This is a genomic window from Bacteroides sp. OF03-11BH (assembly GCF_003604005.1).
Classification (GTDB): domain Bacteria; phylum Bacteroidota; class Bacteroidia; order Bacteroidales; family Bacteroidaceae; genus Bacteroides; species Bacteroides ovatus.
Map to the genome: position 1 here is coordinate 46,808 of NZ_QTMW01000026.1, position 20,351 is coordinate 67,158.

Sequence of the window (20,351 nt, forward strand, 5' to 3'; positions counted from 1 at the left end):
TCTTTATGATTAATACGCCCAACCGCTTCGTTTAGTCAGGTTCGGGTTCTTTTGCGTTTCAACGATAGGAGCAGTCCATGGCCACATGTAATCGGTGTAATACCAGTTATACTCTACCATATCGCCCCACCAGGACTTGCCGCCATTCACGTCTTTCCCCTGGAATTTGGTTTCTTTGTAGGTTCCCCAACGTACTTCGTCGAAGAAGTTAATTCCCTCCAGGCAGAATTCCACGCGACGTTCGTAACGTATCCTTTCGAGCATGTCTTCCTTTCCGTTCACTGCGCACGGACCGCTTCCGCCCTCTGTCAGTGCGGGCATGTGGGCACGGGTACGTACTTTATTCACCAAACGGATGGCTTCTCCCAACTGATCGGTCTGCGCCAATGCTTCGGCATACTGCAACAGTACATCGGTATAGCGAATCAACGGCCAGTCGGTATGGCAACGGCTCCGGCTAATCAAACGGCCTTTCTCAAACTCATTGTACTTGCGATAGCAGTAGAAAGCAGAAGTACGTTTATCGAGCCAGAAGTCTCCGCCATTCGTTCCCTGTTCCTTCAACGGCCAACGGAGTTGTTTACCGATCTGGTTGGCATCTCCTGCATAATTAGGCTTGTAGCAGTCCACCGGCACATAAGGAGTGACGACGGTCTGTTGCAGACGCGGGTCACGGTTGTCATACGCCTTTTTGATACGGGCTTCATTACCACTGTTGAGGTAATATTTCTGATAGATATCTTCGCCTACCCGTTTGATAAGGGCATTCTTTTGTGAAGACATGGATTCCAATCCGTCACGGCAGAAAAAGATTTCACGCTGTTGCGGAGTCAGCAAGTCCCAGTCTTGCAGGCCGTCCACTTCCGACCATTTGAAGTCCGATCCGTCGGCGTTCTTATAGTAGTCCACAAAGTCTGCGGAAGGTTTTATTTCCGTCCAGCCATCATACGTATCGCGGGCACCGGTCATTTGCTGAATGTTATCACAATAACCGGTTTCTTCGCTGAACTGGAGCGAGAAGATCATTTCTTTATCTTTTTCGTTTTCATATTTGAAGAAGTCGGCATATTCGCCTGTCCACAAGCCGTAGCCACAGGTTTCCACTTCTTTGAAATCGTTGCCCGCTTCCTTGTATTGCTTCTTCCACATATACACCATGCCACGAAGCGCATAAGCAGCTCCCTTGGAGGGGCGTCCGTAGTTTTCGTTCAGCGTGTTATGGGGGAAATCGGGATTATTGATACAATACGTCAAATCGTCCAGAATCACTTGCCAGACTTCATCTACCGAAGATTGACCACGCGTACAGTCTTCATTATTGATGGGGTCCAGATAAACGGGAACCCCCTGATAAAGCATATTCAGCCGATTGTAGGCCCACGCACGGAGGAAACGGGCTTCGCATTGATAACGCGCCAGTTTACCGGCAGCCATATCCGCTTTATGCAGATTGGCAATCGCATCGTTACACGCATGGATGATGGTGTAACAGAACTTCCATTCATACCACACCTGAAAGTCATTGGCAGGTTTGGTAGCCAGCGAAAGTAGTTCCACCGGATAGTTGTTGGAATAATAATCGGTTGCGAAGCTCATGGCTTCGATTCCCTGACGGTTCAAACCATCGGCACGCCGGAGCTGGGTAGACGAGAGTTGGGTGGCATAGAACGGATAGTAGAGTCCTGCCATTCCCTTGTCGGCAAGCTCCTCCGTAGTCCACATGTTTTCACTTGCGATCTGGTCTTCCGGGGCCACATCGAGAATATCCATGCAAGAAGTAGCAGCCAGAGCCATCGTTAAAATCATTAATATCTTTTTCATATCAGATTCTGTTTTTTAGTTCTACATCATTAAAAGGTAATCTGTCCGCCAAAAGAGATCTGACGCATCAATGGGTAGCCGATTTCAGTTCCTATTTCCGGATCAAGTCCCGGGTAACTTGTAATCGTCAGGATGTTATCCATCGACACGAAAGCACGGAGCTTGCTTACAAAGAACTTACTGGAAATCCGCTGCGGCAACGTATAGCCGATCTGGATATTCTTCAATTTGAAATAGTCGGCCTTATATTCGTTCCAGTCGCTCTGGATTCTGTTATTATAGGTAGTACCGTATGTCAGACGGGGATATTTGCCCGACTGGTTGGTGCGCGGATCGTCCGGGTTGGATGGATCGAAGAAGTAATGGTTATCGGCGATATGCTCGATAATGCCATATCCGTGGCTGACCAGTGTCGAGTTGTAGTAATCCGTATTCCAGTTGAGGTAATGCCCGAAAGCTCCCGACCATAACATGGAGAGATCAATGTTCTTGTAAGAGAAGGCACAGTTGAAACCCAGGTTGAATTTCGGGACACTGGTGTGTCCGGAGAAATCCCGGTCGTTGGTATCACCGTAGTTCATATCACCGTTGCTGTCGGCATAGAGAATGTCACCATACCAAAGCTGGTCTTTGGCAATCGTCTTCATTCCTCCGAATGAATAACCGGAGTCAATCATGGCCTGTACCCATACCATGTCTTCCTTCGTACGTATCATTCCGTCCTTCGGTCCCGCATGGATATCCACCGCACCTCCGGTATAGCCTTCGCCGGAACCTCTGTACACCTTATACATATAGGTTTCCCCCAGTTGTCGACCTTCACAGATATAACCTCCGAAACCGGATTCAGACACATCACTGAAGTTATTGACATAGCTGACTTTGTTTCCCTGCGCATCATACGTCCAGTATTTCTGGAGTTCGCCTTTGAACTTCATTACTTTGTTGGCGTTGAAAGAGAAGTTCATACCTACCCGGTATTCAAAATCTTTTCCGATACGGTCGTTCCAGTTCAGGGTAAATTCAACACCGCGGTTGCGCACTTCACCCAGATTCTCGGGAGCAGAGCCTACGACACCCATCGAAAGATAAAGTTCGGGATGGTAAAGAATGTCCGAAGTATACTTATTATAATAGTCTATCTCACCCGTCAGGCGGTTGTTGAAGAAGCCGAAATCAAGTCCGATGTCGGTGGTGGCGGTACTTTCCCAGTGTAGTTTGTCGTTGCTTAGTTTCTTGCGTACCAGTCCTTTGGTTCCTTCACCATCGATTACGACATTGCCTGTGGCGTAGTTTGCCTGCCAGTCGTAGTTGCCCGTAGAGTTGTTACCTGTCTTTCCCCAGGAAACACGCAGTTTCAGGTTGGAGAGATAGTCCGATGCTCCTTGCATGAACGATTCTTCCGAGATACGCCATCCACCGGAGAACGAAGGGAAATACCCCCAACGCTGGTTCACACCGAAACGGGAGGAGGCATCGGCACGAAGGTTGGCTTCGAAGAGATAACGTCCTTTATATCCGTAGTTGACACGGCCGAAGTAAGAGAGCAGTCCCCACTTGGCAGGTGCCGAGCTGGAAGAGCTGACGAGAGTTTCATAGGTGCTCAATTCGTTCAGTGTCCAGTCAGTAGCTCCTTTACGGGAAACGGCAAAGCTCTTGCTGTAATATTCCTGTGCGGAATATCCGAGCAGTGCGCCCAGATCGTGGTCTTTCTTGATGGTGGTTTGATAGCGTACCAGTATTTCGGCACTCTGACGCCAGGTGCGCGCGCTTGTATTGGTAATGGAAGCGTTCTCCAGTGCGCTTTCGCTGACACGTTGGTCGGTCACGTAGTCCCAATAACCATTCTGGCGGCTATAGGAAGACTTGTCAGTAAATGTCGGTGAATAATTGAATGTACCTTCGATGTTGAGACCTTTATAAGGAGTGATAATTCCGTAGACTGAAGCGTTGAGACGCCATACGGTATTGAAACCGGTAGCTCCCGCCATCTGCCCGAAGATATTATTGGCATTGGAAGATTCTTCACTTGCCAGTGCGGGACGTCCCCAGTAGTTCGGTTCGCCCGGATATACGCCCGGAGTAGTCTGGTAGAGATACTTGAATCCATTGCTGATGTTTGCCATCCCGTAATCTTGCTTTTGTCCGTAAAGGCGGGTACCGACGGTCATCCATTTCACAATCTTGGCTTCCAGATTGGTACGGAAATTGATTTTCTGCGTACTTGAATCGAGGTTCCAGCGGTTCATGACTCCCTGATTGTCGAGATAGCCCAAAGAGAGCATATACTTCACTTTCTCCGAGCTGCCGGAGACAGAGAGGTTGTGTTCCTGCGAATATCCGGTGTCGAATACTTCGTCGAACCAATCTGTGTTCGGATAGGCCACGTAATTGGGCACTCCGTACTCATTCAGTCCGTTCGGATCGGCAGAAGCAGCCCTCCAGCGGTCAATGCTTTCCTGCGAGAAAATACCTTTGGTATTCACATTTTCGCAAGCCTCGTTGACCAGTCCCATATAGCGGGCGTAGTCGCTTACGAAAGAGAGATTGTTGTAAGGCATCTGCACGACTCCCGAATAAGAATAGGAGATTTGCGGTTTACCTTTTCCGCTTTTGGTGGTGATGAGGATCACTCCGTTAGCGGCACGCGTACCGTAAATAGCTGTTGAGGCAGCGTCTTTCAGTACGGAGATACTTTCAATGTCGTTGGGGTTCACGTTGTCCATGCTCCATTCAATACCGTCTACCAGTACCAATGGGGAGTTGGTATTGAACGTACCGTTACCACGCACGCGGATGGTGGCGCCGTCCGATCCGGGTTGTCCCGAAGCCTGCGTCACGTTCATACCGGCAGCGAGTCCCGAAAGAGCGGAAGAAACACTCATGATGGGACGTCCCTCCGTCTGGTCGGCAAAGTTGATGGAAGTCACGGAGCCGGTCAGGTTCACTTTCTTCTGCACACCGTAACCCACTACCACTACTTCATCCAGTATTTTCGTTTCCACCTTCATCTGGACGTCGAGTTTCGTGCGTCCGTTCAAGGGAAGCGTGGTGGTCTGATAACCAATGTAACTGAAAGAAACAGAAGGTTTGGCAGAAGTTGTTTTTAAGGTGTAGTGCCCGTTCAGGTCTGTCAGGACACCGTTCGTTGTACCTACTTCGACGACGGAAACACCCGGCAGGGTTTCTCCATTCTCATCGATCACTACTCCACTTACTGTAGCAGATGTCTGTGCCCACACCACATCTGTCAGTAAAAAGAGCGAAGCCAATAAAAATAATAGATAGTGCTTCTTTTTCATTTTATTAAATTTAATGAAACAATTAGGTTGTTAAATACTCACAATGCAAAGAAATGGGATATTTAACCAACCTAATAATACTGTCTAGGCGATTGATGCCACTAATTAAGAAAATTCAGCGGAGAATGGAAAGGAAAAACAAGCTTTTAAGATTTCGACCAGCTTTTATCAGAAAATGACTAGCTAGTTTTATTCCATATTTAAAAATAGGTTGTATTTTTGCCTGATACCTAATAATTATTCGTCGAATATCTAATAAAAACAGTATGAAAAAACATTTTCTACTTCTTATTTTATCACTTTTATTCCTGCCGATTGCACAAGGCAAAGTAAAACTCACTGCAATGATGGGAGATCACATGGTACTTCAACAGAACAGCTCCGTTAAGTTATGGGGTTGGGCGGACGGCAAAAAAGTAACTGTCACCACTTCGTGGAACAACCGGACTTATCAGGCATCTACGGATAAAGACGGGGCCTGGCTGGTAAAAGTAGACACTCCCGAAGGAGGATATACTCCTTATTCTATTACGATCAGTGACGGCACTCCGGTCACTCTCTCGGATATACTGATAGGGGAGGTGTGGATCTGCTCCGGACAGTCGAACATGGAAATGCGTATGATGGGAAATGCAGCACAACCCATTGACCACTCACTTGAAACGCTGCTGAACTCGGGAAATTATCGCGACCGTATTCGTTTTATTACCGTACCGAGAACCAATGATACAGAACGCCGCACAGATTTCGAGAAAAGAAAATGGGAAGTATCGTCACCCGAAACGAGCATTGATTGCAGTGCCGCCGCCTATTTCTTTGCCCGCCAACTGACTGAAAGTCTCCATCTCCCGGTAGGACTGGTTATCAACAGTTGGGGAGGTTCGGCGATTGAAGCATGGATGGATGAATCGACATTGAAAACCGTGGAAGGTATGAACATTGAAGCTGCCAAAAATCCTAAAAGAGGGGTGCACCAGCGTTTGGAATGTCTGTACAACTCGATGTTATGGCCTGTTAAGAACTTCACGGCAAAGGGTTTCCTCTGGTATCAGGGAGAATCGAATATATCCAACTATCAATTCTATGCTCCGATGATGACTGCTATGGTGCAGCTATGGAGAAATGTATGGGAGGCTCCCGATATGCCTTTCTATTATGTGCAGATCGCTCCTTACAAATATGAAAACAGCAGCAATACGGGGGCTGCTTTATTGCGTGAAGCACAGATGGAAGCACTGAAAACGATTCCTAATTCGGGCATGGTGCCCACTACGGATATTGGTGATGAATTTTGCATCCATCCGCCACAGAAGGATGTAGTGGGACTTCGGTTGGCTACACTTGCATTGACTAAAACATACGGTATCCGCCGGTTACCATCCAACGGTCCGACGATGACCAAAGTGGACTATGCGGACAAAAAGGCCATAGTGACATTCGATAATGCACCTGCGGGGTTGTTCCCTACTTTCTCCGAACTGGAAGGATTTGAGATTGCGGGAGCGGACAAGAAGTTCTATCCGGCGAAAGCAAAGATTGTAGGACGTACCAACACAGTAGAAGTGTGGAGTGAAGAGGTAGCCCAACCGGTTGCCGTGCGCTATGCTTTCCGTAATTATGTGGGAAATATCACGCTGCGGAATACTTTCGGATTGAGTGCTTTCCCGTTCCGCACGGATACGTGGGACGACGTGAAATAAAGGAAATTATGAAACGATCCATCTTATCTATATGTATACTGCTGGCATCGGTTTCTCTGGTCTTCGCCAATATCTACAAGAAATATGACGTTAGATCGGGGTTATCGGGCAACTGTGTCCGGAGCATCCTTCAGGATAGCATCGGATATATGTGGTTTGCAACGCAGGACGGGCTGAATCGTTTCAACGGCATCGAGTTCACCAACTACGGACATTCGTCAGAAAACGGCGGAAACAGCTATATGAATATAGTAACGATCTGCCGCCATCAGGATAACAATCAGATTTGGGTGGCCAGTACGGAGAAGCTGTATTTATTCGATTCGTGGGAAGAGAAGTTCTCCGTATTCGATAAACAGACGGAAGACGGGGCATCAGTCAACAGCGTCTTCGGAATGGCATACGACAATGACGGGCAGTTATGGATCGGAACAACCAACGGGCTGTTTGTCTACAACGAGAAAAAAGGTACGTTGAGGCAATATCTGCATTCTCTTTCCGATCCTCATTCACTGCCGGATAATCACATATGGGTGATTTATAACGACTCGTTCGGGACTATCTGGATAGGTACCCGGAATGGGCTGGCGAAATACAACCAACGTACGGACAACTTCACAGGATATATATCCGAGGGCACTTCTTTCGGACGTCCTGCCTGCAACGAGATTATCTCTTTGATGGAAAGTTCGCAGGGAGTATTATGGGCGGGTACATGGTACGGGGGACTGGCACGTTTCAATAAAGAGACAGGGCAATTCCGCTATTACTTCGGAGAAGGGGACACGCTTACCATTCCACGCATCCGCACCTTGTTTCAACGGACGGCCAACTCTTTCTATCTCAGCTCCGACGACGGACTTTATACTTTCAACACCACGACAGGAGAATGTCTGCCTACCGACGACGGACAAAATAAAGAAAGTATCTATGCCTGTTATCAGGACAGGGAGGGGGGAATCTGGATCGGGACGTATTTCAGTGGGGTGAGTTACCTGTCTCCCAAGCATAAGGATATTGAGTGGTATTATCCCAATGGTACGGAAAATTCTCTTTCGGGAAATGTAATCAGCCAATTCTGCGAAGATCCCGACGGAAACATTTGGATTGCTACCGAAGACGGGGGACTGAATCTCTTTGATCCCCGCACGAAGAAGTTTAAAAACCATCTGTTGAGAAGCAGTAACCCTAATATCGGTTATCACAATATCCATGCACTGTTGTACAATGAAGGAAAATTGTGGATTGGCAGTTTCTCCCGTGGATTATATATCCTGGATATTCAAACGGGAAAAATGAAAAACTATCGCCATAACCGCGCAAACCCACATTCAATTCCTAACGACCATATCTACTCCATCTATCAAACGAAGGATGGCAGCATTTATCTGGGAACGCTCTCCGGATTCTGCCAGTATGACCCGGAAAGTGATTCTTTCCGGACATTGGAACCTTTAAGCCATATCTTTATCTATGACATGGTTGAAGACCCATACGGAGACTTGTGGCTGGCAAGCAAAAGGGACGGTATCTGGCGTTACAACCGCCAAACCGGCAAACTGCACAACTATCGCAACGACCCGGCAAATCCTGATTCTCCTTGCAGCAACTGGGTAATCCGTGTGTATATCGATCATAAACAGCATCTATGGTTCTGTACTGAAGGCGGTGGCATCTGCCGTTATCACTATCAGGAAGACCGTTTTGAAAACTTCTCCACCAAAGAGAATCTGCCGAACAATATCATCTATGGCATACTGGACGATCAATCGGGTAACTATTGGCTTTCTTCCAACAGGGGACTGATCCGGTATGAGCCGCAAAACAAACGGGCACAACTCTATACCATCGAGGATGGATTGCAAAGCAACCAGTTCAATTTCCGTTCTTCCCTGCAAGCCAGTGACGGGAAATTCTATTTCGGTGGGGTGAACGGGTTCAATTGTTTCTATCCGTTCAAATTATCTATTAATAAGGTAAGACCTACAGCGTCTATCTCGGCGGTATATATGCATAGCCCCGACGACAAAGTAAGCCTTAGCAAGCGTATACCTGCTCTTAGCGGACAGGTAACTGTTCCTTATCAGGTGGTGTCGTTCGACATCACGTTCGAAAGTCTTAGTTATGTGGCTCCCAGCAAGAATTTATATGCCTACAAACTGGACGGTATTCACAAAGAATGGATATACACGGATAAACATAACGTATCTTTTCTCAACCTGCCTCCGGGTGAATATACTTTCCGTGTGAAAGCGAGTAACAACGATGAATATTGGAGCAATGACGACTGTTGCCTGCATATTGAAATTCTTCCTCCACCCTGGAAGACGATCTACGCCAAGATTTTCTATTTACTAATTGCATGTGGTCTCGCATATTTCCTGGTACAGCTTTATTTACGTAAGCAGCAGGCTGTGAAAATAAGAAAGATGAAAGAGATGGAACAAATAAAGAATCAGGAGTTGTTCCAGTCGAAAATTACATTCTTCACTCAAGTGGCGCATGAAATCAAGACTCCGGTAAGCCTTATCAAAGCTCCGCTGGAAGCTATTCTGGAAACACATGAATGGAACAGTGAAGTGGAAAGCAACCTGTCTGTGATACGGAAGAACACCAACCGGTTGATGGAGCTTATCAAACAATTGCTCGACTTCCGCAAAGTGGACAAGGAAGGTTATACGCTTTCATTCAATGAAGTGGATATCAACCGGATGATAGAGGACATCATCGACCGTTTCCGTGCCATCTCCCTGACCGGAATATCTTTCAGCGTCTCTCTGCCGAAAGAGCACCTGCAATATAATGTAGACCAAGAGGCGCTGACTAAAATTGTCAGCAACCTGTTGACAAATGCCATGAAATATGCCCGTACCCGCATTATGGTAATTATGGACGAACATCTGTCTTCTAAAGGGCGCACGCTCTCCTTGTGTGTGCGTGACGACGGTCCGGGTATTCCGCAAGAGGAGTGCAGCAAGGTTTTCGAACCGTTTTATCAGGTGGGAAATACAGGAAACAACGGATCGGGAGTGGGAATCGGATTGAGTCTCGTCAAATTGTTGGTGGAGAAGCATAAAGGAAAGGTTTATATCAATCCCGGCTATACGGAAGGATGCGAGGTATGTGTGGAAATTCCGTATTTGGAGAAAAGCATCTCTGTCAGCCCTTCCATCACTTCCATGCCCGACAAGGTTCCCGCTTCGGAGGAAGAGGGCGAACCCGCCGGTTACTCTCTTCTGGTAGTGGAAGACACGACGGATATGCTGGAGTTTCTGGCTAAAAATCTGGGAAATACCTATACCATCCATACAGCCACCAATGGCAAGGAAGCCTTGGAATGTCTGGAGACAACGACAGTAGATCTTATTATCAGCGACATCGTCATGCCCCACATGGACGGATTCGAATTGTTAAAGTCCATCCGTTCCGACAATATGCTTTGTCATATCCCGTTTATTCTGCTTTCGGCACTCGACAGCATCGATTCAAAAATTGCGGGTCTCGACTATGGCGCGGACGCTTATATAGAAAAGCCTTTCTCGCTAAGTCACATGAAAGCCACCATCAATAATCTGCTGGAAAACCGACGTATGCTTTTCAACCACTTTACAACGGTACCGAATATGTCGTACGACCAGACATTAATGAACAAAACAGACGTGAAATGGCTGAACACAATCAATGAAATCATTACCCGCAATTTCACCAATGAAGAATTTACCATTGATAAGATGGCGGAAGAAATGGCTATCAGCCGTTCCAACTTACAGCGCAAATTGAAAGGATTGACCGGAATGCCGCCCAATGACTATATCCGGTTGATACGGCTCAAAACAGCCGGAGAACTTTTGCGGGAAGGGGAATACCGGATTAACGAAGTCTGCTACATCGTAGGATTTAATAATCCTTCATACTTCGCGCGCTGCTTTCAGAAACAGTTCGGGATATTGCCGAAAGATTATGTGAAGAAAGGAAGCTAGCCTTTCATATAAGAAACCGAACAACCAAAGAGGTATTAATGAGCTGACCGCTCTTGACTTTGCTCACAATATTGAGTTTTTCTTCAAATGAATGTCGCATAAAAAACTGCACTCCTAAAGTTTTGTGTCTAACTTTTGGGGTGCAGTTCAATTATCAGGGAAGTACATTTCTCATCGCAGTGAGAATATACCCTTGTCAGAATAGGCTGAAACAGCTCATGAAGCCAATAAAAGGGCGAGCAATAGAATAGGAAGTAAAACTTCTGAATTCTATTAATTCGCCCTCTTATATTAACTCTCTTACGTATTATCTATTAGAAATATATCCCTGTTGAATTATATTTCAATAAGAAGCTGTTGCCGGAATACCTTCCTTTTCCAATAAAGCCACAATACGGTCTAACTCTTCATGTGTAGCCTTTTGCAAATCGTGGTCGGGAGTCTCCCGGTCGATCGTATAAATCATTACTTGACGGGGAGCGATTTCTTTCACTGCTTCTATCCAGGGGAGCACATACTTGTCGGATGTATTATCCATGTCTTTTCCCTGATAACCTCCTTTCAGGAACATCGTCTGTACGATGCAGTTTCCTTTGAACTCTTTCATCTTTTCGATGATCTTCTTAACAGAGTATTTTCCGTTAGGACGGTCCAACAGATGAATGTATTCTTCATCCACCGTATCCAGTTTCAGGATATTATTATCTATCTTGTTCAGTGCTTCGAATACGGCAGGACGGTCGATAAATGTAGAGTTACTCAATACACTTACTTTCGCTTTTGGGAAATACTTATTGCGAAGCGCAAGAGTATCTTCTATGATTTCCGGGAAGTGGGGATGCGCAGTCGGTTCACCGTTTCCGGCAAAGGTCAGTACATCGGGAGCGGGACCGTTTGCCTGCATGTCTTTCAGTTTCTCTTCGAGAGCCGTGCGGACTTCTTCACGGGTAGGAAGAAGCTTCTTCGTACGATGTTCGGCATTGAAACCACACTCACAGTAAATGCAGTCGAACGAACAGACCTTACCGTCATCCGGCAATAAATTGATTCCCAAAGAAACACCCAAACGGCGGGAATGAATAGGGCCGAAGATGGGTGAAGGAAAAATAATAGTCATCTTATTCTACTTATTTATTCATAAATCATAGCAAAGATAACCCAAAACTTACAGGTTATCCTATCTGTACGACTATTTTTTCACTTAATTCTTCCCATGAGTAAAGTGTACATATCACGCACCTCTGCCTGGGGATGTATCGTACTAAGCTTCTCCAATCTGTTGTACAGACTATGCAATTCATCCTTTAAACGCTTCGTTGTACTAGTATGTTTTGCATTTTCCTGTATTATATCCAACCATGCGTCCAGACATATCAACTGGATATCCATTTGTTCATAGCTTACAGTAGCCGACGGATCAAAATCATTAAACAGCCCTTTATACAAATCCCGGAAGAAATCGTCATCACTATATCCTTTTTGATTACTATGTAATGCTTGCAATCTAAGAGCCGATATTGTTTCTATACTTAGTAAGTGCTTGAACATCTTTACCAATTCCGGATATAGAATGTTATTTCTTGCTTCCAGTAAATTCTCTTTTACATACGTACATTCCATCTTTTCTACAGGATGAAATAAATAGTTATCCAGTTCGAGCATTGCTTGATGTTGTGCATCTGCCGGTTGGGAACTTCCCACTGTTTCAGCTATTCCCATCAGGTAACTTCCATATTGACGAATAGCCTTCCTGTATATATCAGTGAGTGAACTTCCTTTGTCCCTTTTTCCTCCTTTATACACAATCTTATCCAATTGATTTAGTATAATCTGCAGATTTGACACCTTTGCTGCATAATCGGATGGAGGAAGAGAATGGGTCCCATCCGGCAGGTTTTTATCTATCCATCGACGGAGTTGCTCCCGTTCATCATAGCAATTCCTACTTCCTTTGAGAGGATTATAACCAAAATAAATAGCCCGGCAAGCATCTTCCCCTACTTTCACAGTCGTTCCGCACGAGTTTTTGGACAGATTTCCGCGTAAACCTAAAAGATGCCCGATTTCCCCTGTTATTTCATTTTGCAACAACTCTTTTTCCACTTCCTTTGCATAACGGTCGGCTATGATACGCGGATCCGAAGCGCCACAACTCAACAAATAGTCATCCAATTTTCCTTTTTGAAATCCATGTCCGATATTCACCCGACATGACAGTATTTCTCCGGTACGAGGATGACAGGTAAAGTCGCTCTTTATCCCCGGCATCATCAAATCATAAGAAACGAAAGCACGCTGTTCGGCCGGAATAATCTTGCTGTCTGCATACTTCACTTGTAAAGCATCCCGGATACCTGCCTTGCGGAATGCAGTATTCCATACCAATATTCCTTCTTTCACAACTTGAAAATATTCCTTCGGAAAAAGCGTATCTACATAAAAAGTAAGCGGTTTCGACATATCCCAACGAAGAATTAATGAATCTTCTACCATACAATAAGGATCTTGGGAATAATCTTTAAAAGTCAATGTCTGATAGGGTATCCTGTGATCTGCCAGGCGGATCTGATCTTTCTTTTGAGGGAGCAAACGTACTACACAAGTAACCTCCAAAGGTATACTGCCTTCAGGCAATATAATGGCAGAACTGGAAAACATATATCTTTCCGCCTCAACCCCGTGATAACGCCTGACCGTAAATGACACCCCTCCTTCAAAAGGATGTATTTTTGTTACCTCTGACAGTTCCGGAACCAACGAACGGATAAAACCATGATTATAGCTGAACCAGTCATTGCCATTTATCAGATATTTTGTTATTCGGATAATGGCTCCTTGTTCTTTCGAATAAGCCACTACCGGATAGCTATCACCGGCAGGTTGTATATTTGACAACGAAAACGACCGCTGATATACACTCTTTTCATCCAGAATACGCTCTGTATAAAACGGCTTTTGGAAACAAATCGTAGCTTTATCAGGAGACATGATGCGTACTACCCCCAAACCGGTAACGGGACGATTCAGTAAATCGAAGCCTCTATCTATCTGTCCGCGAACTTCAATCTCCCGCCCGATATATTCACGGGGTATTTCCAGATAAACCTCCTTCTCCGCTACATATACAGGAAATACACCCTCTATTTTTTTCATTCCGGTGACAAAGAATTCATCAAACGCTTTGACGGAATCTTGTGCCTGGAGCCATGCGGCCATACACAACAATATAATAATCACATATTTTCTTTTATTCATGAGCCTCTTTATTTGCTTTTCATCCTTAAAATATAATGCTATCTACCAGAAACATAGCACGTTTTTTAGCAACCGGTTCTGCTACCCTATTACTATAATCAAGCCCCTCTTTCTTAATTCTATTCAAAGCTTGCATAACAGAAACTAATAATTTCGAGGAGGTTATCTTTTCCGACCGATCCAGTAAATCACAGAGTTTATTTACATAAAGCGTCTGTATCTTATGCTTCGCTTCACTTACAGGAACATTATCAGTCCATTCAACGAATAACCCTTCATGCATACTTTCCAAAAACTCATTTACAGATAACATATCCTCACAAGCATTCTCTGATTCTTCCACCTTCCGAAGAGAACGGATTATTTCCGACATAAGTTCCTCATAAAAACGGTCGAATTCTTGACTGGCATCTATTTCTAATTTATGGGTAAACGATTTATTAAACATCCACGCAGGAGGCTGTAATACATAAGTCTGTATAAAGTTCATCACCTTCTTATTGTAATCAGCCTTTTCCGGTATATAAATATTCTCATCATCGGCTTCCGCAAGACGTTTTCCGCCCAAATGCGACAAAACATGCTGTACCCACTGTTTATAATGATTCAATACCGCTTCATAACGCCCCTGTAATACATATAAAGACGTTTTGTCCGTTACATGCCAGACATCCGGATGTTCACACAAATATTTCAGATTCTCTATTCCTTGTGTATTGACAATAACATGGTCATTACCTAAGTCTTCCGCCTGCGCCCGTACATCTATCCCACCTGAAAAATGCAAGGAAGGATCTTTCTGTTTTTCCTGATTCCAACGCTCTCTGTTCTCTTCTCTTTCAGAAGCATCCTTACCCGGAAATATACGGTATCCCCATTCAATAGCCCACTTATCATATTCGCCGACACGTACCCGCCTGTTTTTCAAATCAACCTTATCTTGAGGACGCAAAGCGTAATTATATCGTACATAGTCCATTATGGAACTTCCTATACTATATCGACTCAAAAAGTCATTATCACGCAACTGGTCTATGGAATAATGGGAACTACCCAGAAAGTTATGTTCCAATCCCAATGTGTGACCCACTTCATGAATGAATACTTGTTTTATCTGTTCCAATTGCAAAGAGTCCGGAAATTCTATGTTCCATGCCTGCGGGTCATTGGCTCCACATTGAGCAAAATACCATTTTTGCTCCAAATTCAACACGCTGCTGAAAATACCGACGTGACAAGCAATAATCTCTCCGGACCGGGATTCACAAGGAGTCGGCCCATAAGCATTATTCTGTCCTGATATCTTCCATGAAATAAACGGATAAGTACTGTCATAAATACTAAAATCCGGATCTTCTTCGGCAGTGGGAGCCAATCGTGCATCAATGGCATTCTTAAATCCGGCTTGCTCGAAAGCAGGACGCCAGTCACGTACTGCCTCAATAATGCAACCAATATACTTTTCCGGCGTGTTGCGATCTATATAAAAGATAATAGGTTGTATCGGCTCCACTAATTCCCCTTTCATGTACTTTTCCTTGTCTTCCGGCTTTATCTCCAAACGCCACCGTTTGATAACAGCTTTCCGGACAGCGGGCTGATCGCCTTGAAAACATTCCTTGCCGATGGAAAAGTAGGCTCCGCTATTTGCAGAAACTGCTTCCAATGGCTTTTTTGATAATAATTTAATGCAAACACCCGTATCCCAATCACCAATATAAGACGGAGAAACAGGTTTGCCGGGCATTCCTATTGACGAACTTCGATAAGCCCGTGATATATGAACCAACAAGCGGTTGTCATATCCCTTGATTTCCTTGATGCAATCTTTCTCTTTTAAACGTGAACCTACCAATAAATCAAAAGATACAATATCGAGCGTAAACAAAGGGAAATCTTTTAATACCTCGCCAATCTCTATCAAACTACTTCCTTGAGTCTTTGCTTTGACCGGCAATCTTTTATAAAGTCTGCTATTCCCACGTTGGGCAGCAATCTTTGCATATATCCCTGCAGGATTTTCAATAATCCTTTCATTCAACGGATCTACTATCCACAATTCATCACCCTGTTTCCTGAAACTGAAGAATACCGGACCTATCATATCACCCGAATATCCGAATTTCTTCTCCATATCCCGATCCGGACGGGCAGGAGCAGTCAAGATAGTAGTTGTTACGGCAAATTCACGTCCAATCAATGAATCCGGAATTTCCCAATATATATGTTTACCACTTCGATAAGTAGTAAACATACCGGGAATAACTTCCACTGGTGCTCCTTCTTTTAGAAAAGTAGCCATATTTGGCTGTTGCCCGTACAAAAAAGTACAGGCAACTGCAAGAAATATTGCACTGATAATTCCTTTTAGCATAAAGAGCGATTTATACTATTCATAATTATAGCTAATATCAACAATCTTCCCAATGAGTTGCTCGGGATCTTCGTAAACACAAATGCTGTTTTCTTCGCGGGATACATCACCTGCCACTGTCAGTTGCAATTCTACAACTACACCTTTATCAGCTGTATTGATGCCTAATCCGAGAGACATGCCGAGTTTCTCCTTATATTCACCAGTCTCCTCATCGTCATCTTCCTCTCTCACACTTTCAAAATCTTTAAATTTCAATGCAACTATCTGTGCTGACGGATCAGTTTCATAAGTATAAAATTCAATTGCCCTTCCGCGATCAAGATCAATGCGATATAATTTATTACCCGATGTCATAAATATAAGATTTGCCGTATACGCGTAAGAAGCTGCAAATTTTGCTGTTTCTACATTTACTTCGGACGGTAAGGCAATCGTATACTGGGCAGCACAAATCGGATCTTCATCTTGCGCACTGAATTTAAACACAGTCAGCTCTTTTCCGTTCCGAGGAGAAGCAATCGCATAAGCAAAATTTCCCCAATTTCCACCCGTAACAATATCATGTATTTCTAAAGACGGATCAATTACATCCGGATCAAACAAATTAGATTCGTCTGACATTGAATACGTGGATACAGGCTTCTGGTCACTCCATTTAGTACCATAATTACGTATATTTTGAGTAGCCTGATTCATCATATAATCATAATAACCCGGAATAGATGCACTAAGAAAACGATGACTTTCAGAATCAAAAAACAAAAAGCCTCCTCCATACGAACCATAAGCAGAAATAGCAGGAAACTCACTTTCCTTTTTTACCGAGAAAGGTACACAAAATCCATCCATAGGAGCACAATATGCTTTTCCACTATTCACAAACAACTCACCATGAGTACTCATCTTATAGAACTCAATATTCAACGGTTCCCCTTTTCCCGCTGGTTCAAAAAGTATTTTATTCGACGGATATCTCGTTATTAAAGTACTTGGAGTCAACAAGGCCAAGCCCCGATCGGTTACCACCATTAACGCCGGACTTACTTTAAAACCAAAAAAACCCAGCATACTACTTAAAAACGAATCTCCATAATTTTTTCTTGCACTTACCGCCAAAGGTTTTCCTTCTAACGGAAATGACTGATTCAGTTCTGATTTAAAGACATCCGGATAAACATAATATCCTTCCGGAGTACCCTCTATCGCTCCTAATACTCCCTTTCCTTCTTTTTCCTGCAATACAAACCAGCAAGGATTTAAAGGACGAATAATTGCAACTTCACCTATCTGATACCAGGTTGTTCCATTCTTTTTATCCGTAATGACCAACATTAAACCTATATTTTCCGATTCATAAGGCTCGACTGTTACTTTACATTCTTTGCCTACGGAATAATCTTTATAATCACTAAGTCTGTCCGACCCCGCTTTCTTTCCTTCGATTGTTTTCTTCCATTGAAACACAAGGTTTTCCTCATTTTGCTCCAAAGTCTGAGAAATCTCGGGTATAATTGAAATTTCCACTGCTTCCTCTTTAGGCATACGTACCTTCGTTTCAGGTATTACGATAGCCATCGTATTTACATCATGATAATCGTAATCTCCCTTGTCATCGTAACAGCCTGTTTGCAATAAAGCCGATCCGACAAAACTTGCTATATAGATGATATATTTTCTCATAACATTTCTTTTAGTCTTATTCATAATCAATTTCATCACCGTCTTCGCCTAGAATAGGAGGATTTCCTGCTTCAATGTATTCTTTGTAAGCTTGTTTGACCTTGTCAACATCCTCATCTTCCAGATCATCCCACACACGTTGGCATACATCCATAATAAACATATACTTATTATCACTATAACTGCCAAATATCCAATCTTCCCACTCATCCGGCTTCAGTTCCCACCTGACATTTAACACTTCCTGATTCTTTTCTACCAATCCTTTGTCAAACTGATGGAGAGGGTTATCCAAATCAAATTCCAAGTAACAACCATACACATTTCTACCGGACTCTACTTTCGGTCGGTTAATCTTATAGTAAAATACCTGGCAAACCGTATCAAGTTCAGTATATGTATACTTGCTTTCCAATAGTACATCTACTGAATTCTGATAATCGCTATTCGGGGTAACTTTCACACAGAAATCACGATTCTCTTTCAAAAGATCCCCTTGTATTCTTACCGTAAAACTGTCTACAGCATAAGGGTCATCTATCTTCACATAGTCCGTATCAACCAAAGTACGGACATGTGTGCTACTATAGAAATTGATACGAGGTGTCTGGTCATATAAGTCTATCTCGTTTTCACTGCATCCCACATAGATGCCGCAAACAAGAATAGCTAAAACAAAATATATAATACGTTTCATAATGCTTCATCATTTAGAGTTGTTTCCAAAAATATACTCATCATCCGGCAACGTCATCTGATAATGGGCTTCAGTCATCGTTTCAATCCCACAACCATGATAGGTGCTATAATTATGCGCTTTCAGGAAGTAGAAAAGCTGACCTTCCGCGAAATATTCTTTTCTATATTCTTTCATTATCTCATTGATACGTTTAGTCTGATTTTTGTCTTCTTCCGAAGTAGTATCAAGATCATCATATCCAGTAGTTATAATCTCGTCACTGTAAGAGATACCACGTGCAAAACGTACGGTATTCAATGCATCAGCACTTTCTGATGCAGAAGATGCACATTCCGCTACAATATAATACATTTCGGGCAAGCGTATCAAAGGAACTGCATTAGCACCGGAATAAGCATATCCGCCATTCAACGGTTTCTGGTTATATTTTCTACAAAAAACATCTGTTTGACTTGCCCCATTAACAACTTCAAACATTTCCGTATTTTTTCTCCAGTCGGTATTCCCTGCATCGGCTGTTTCATAGAAGAATTTGAATTTATCTCCATCCAGATAGAAACGTTGCTGAGTATTGGTATTCTCCATATCCATATAGTTACCAATAAGCAAGTTGGAGAATTCATTCACTGTTATTCCAAATATTTGCTCTGCATAGCGTATGGAATTGTAATTGGAAGCAGTCTGCGACTTGTACAATGCAAAATACTTAGAGGCAGCAATTACCTCTTTAGCATACTCCGTGGCCAATCCTTTGCTTTCCGCATCCCCTTTGTAACAATATACACGGGCCAGCATAGCTTTAACCGCATATAGATTCATACGAAATTCACGATTGACAAGAAAACTATTTTTCTTTGTAAAATCTTCATCCGTCTGGTCGGTAAAGAAATCAAGAGGATCATTCTCTTTCAGTAATTTTTCTGCGTCATTCAAATCTTTGAGAATAGCATCAACCACTTCATTGGCTGCCAGGACAGGAGTAGCATCTTTATCAAAAGTAGTACGGTAGGGTATAGCTTTGGATGCAGGATGTTCCTTATAAACAGGACCGAACATACGCAACAAATCAAAATGAAGAAAAGCGCGAAGCCCGAGTGCTTCTCCCTTCATGGTTTCATAATAGCGTTCGGTAACTAGGACATCTTTATTTTTGTCTATATACTCCAGGAAATTATTAATATTGGCTATGATATTATACATCGTTGAGTAAATCCCATTCTTCTTACTCAAAAACATGTTCTCATAATCAAATACAATACTCTGGTCGAAAACGGCATTTGTATTATATCCCGGATAATCAGAATATAATCCTGCCAGTTCATCCAAATAAGCATAAGTCAAGTCTCCGGCATACAATGTCTGGGTTCCCAACTTCAAATAAATACCTGTAAGCGCATCCTTAAATCCGGATTCCGACTCAAATTGCTTGTCGGTAGGAATAGAAGTCTTCGGAGATACATCCAACCAGTCGCTGCAAGACATAAGTCCCAGCATGGTTGTTGCTAATAGTATATATATTATCTGTTTCATACAAAT

10 protein-coding genes are annotated in these 20,351 nt (G+C 43.5%); 2 read left to right on the forward strand and 8 right to left on the reverse strand.

All coding sequences use genetic code 11. The features are described from left to right. Window positions 1–9 precede the first annotated feature (9 nt). Both DXA54_RS18010 and DXA54_RS18015 read right to left on the reverse strand, forming a co-directional pair. A complete protein-coding gene (locus DXA54_RS18010; RefSeq protein ID WP_120080225.1) occupies window positions 10–1,821 on the reverse strand; it encodes a RagB/SusD family nutrient uptake outer membrane protein in 1,812 nt (603 codons plus the stop codon). A 29-nt stretch (window positions 1,822–1,850) separates the two neighbouring features. Beyond that, window positions 1,851–5,123, reverse strand: a complete 3,273-nt coding sequence (locus DXA54_RS18015; protein WP_008646939.1) for a SusC/RagA family TonB-linked outer membrane protein — start codon at window positions 5,121–5,123, stop codon at window positions 1,851–1,853. A 266-nt stretch (window positions 5,124–5,389) separates the two neighbouring features. Here DXA54_RS18015 and DXA54_RS18020 point away from each other — a divergent pair, with 266 nt between their 5' ends. Together DXA54_RS18020 and DXA54_RS18025 are read left to right on the forward strand one after the other, a co-directional pair. Further along, window positions 5,390–6,823: a sialate O-acetylesterase gene (locus DXA54_RS18020; RefSeq protein ID WP_120080227.1), complete on the forward strand. Its 1,434-nt coding sequence runs from the start codon at window positions 5,390–5,392 to the stop codon at window positions 6,821–6,823. An 8-nt stretch (window positions 6,824–6,831) separates the two neighbouring features. Further along, window positions 6,832–10,803, forward strand: coding sequence for a hybrid sensor histidine kinase/response regulator transcription factor (locus DXA54_RS18025; RefSeq protein ID WP_120080229.1), 3,972 nt, complete (start codon window positions 6,832–6,834; stop codon window positions 10,801–10,803). 343 nt (window positions 10,804–11,146) lie between these two features. On the opposite strand, the gene DXA54_RS18030 is transcribed toward DXA54_RS18025, so the two are convergent. From DXA54_RS18030 to DXA54_RS18055, 6 genes are all read right to left on the reverse strand, one after another. Then, entirely contained in the window at window positions 11,147–11,920 is a 774-nt protein-coding gene (locus tag DXA54_RS18030) for a radical SAM protein (RefSeq protein ID WP_008646936.1), read from the reverse strand. Between the two features lie 80 nt (window positions 11,921–12,000). Beyond that, window positions 12,001–14,058 carry a DUF5117 domain-containing protein gene (locus tag DXA54_RS18035; RefSeq protein ID WP_008646935.1) on the reverse strand — a complete coding sequence of 686 codons (2,058 nt, stop codon included), beginning with the start codon at window positions 14,056–14,058 and terminating at the stop codon, window positions 12,001–12,003. Between the two features lie 25 nt (window positions 14,059–14,083). Continuing rightward, window positions 14,084–16,432 (reverse strand): zinc-dependent metalloprotease, encoded by a 2,349-nt coding sequence (locus DXA54_RS18040; RefSeq protein ID WP_008646934.1) that lies wholly within the window; start codon window positions 16,430–16,432, stop codon window positions 14,084–14,086. A gap of 15 nt (window positions 16,433–16,447) precedes the next feature. After that, complete coding sequence (locus DXA54_RS18045; protein WP_120080241.1) at window positions 16,448–18,115, reverse strand: PKD-like family lipoprotein; 1,668 nt, start codon at window positions 18,113–18,115, stop codon at window positions 16,448–16,450. A 16-nt stretch (window positions 18,116–18,131) separates the two neighbouring features. Continuing rightward, complete coding sequence (locus DXA54_RS18050; protein WP_004302823.1) at window positions 18,132–18,812, reverse strand: DUF4843 domain-containing protein; 681 nt, start codon at window positions 18,810–18,812, stop codon at window positions 18,132–18,134. 9 nt (window positions 18,813–18,821) lie between these two features. Further along, window positions 18,822–20,345, reverse strand: coding sequence for a RagB/SusD family nutrient uptake outer membrane protein (locus DXA54_RS18055; RefSeq protein WP_008646932.1), 1,524 nt, complete (start codon window positions 20,343–20,345; stop codon window positions 18,822–18,824). Between the last annotated feature and the right edge of the window lie 6 nt (window positions 20,346–20,351).

Excerpts from the sequence above, each read along its gene's own strand:
- DXA54_RS18020 (WP_120080227.1), top strand. The coding sequence starts at position 5,390 with ATGAAAAAACATTTTCTACTTCTTATTTTATCACTTTTATTCCTGCCG.
- DXA54_RS18040 (WP_008646934.1), bottom strand. The coding sequence starts at position 16,432 with ATGCTAAAAGGAATTATCAGTGCAATATTTCTTGCAGTTGCCTGTACT.
- DXA54_RS18030 (WP_008646936.1), bottom strand. The coding sequence starts at position 11,920 with ATGACTATTATTTTTCCTTCACCCATCTTCGGCCCTATTCATTCCCGC.
- DXA54_RS18050 (WP_004302823.1), bottom strand. The coding sequence starts at position 18,812 with ATGAAACGTATTATATATTTTGTTTTAGCTATTCTTGTTTGCGGCATC.
- DXA54_RS18055 (WP_008646932.1), bottom strand. The coding sequence starts at position 20,345 with ATGAAACAGATAATATATATACTATTAGCAACAACCATGCTGGGACTT.
- DXA54_RS18035 (WP_008646935.1), bottom strand. The coding sequence starts at position 14,058 with ATGAATAAAAGAAAATATGTGATTATTATATTGTTGTGTATGGCCGCA.
- DXA54_RS18010 (WP_120080225.1), bottom strand. The coding sequence starts at position 1,821 with ATGAAAAAGATATTAATGATTTTAACGATGGCTCTGGCTGCTACTTCT.
- DXA54_RS18045 (WP_120080241.1), bottom strand. The coding sequence starts at position 18,115 with ATGAGAAAATATATCATCTATATAGCAAGTTTTGTCGGATCGGCTTTA.
- DXA54_RS18025 (WP_120080229.1), top strand. The coding sequence starts at position 6,832 with ATGAAACGATCCATCTTATCTATATGTATACTGCTGGCATCGGTTTCT.
- DXA54_RS18015 (WP_008646939.1), bottom strand. The coding sequence starts at position 5,123 with ATGAAAAAGAAGCACTATCTATTATTTTTATTGGCTTCGCTCTTTTTA.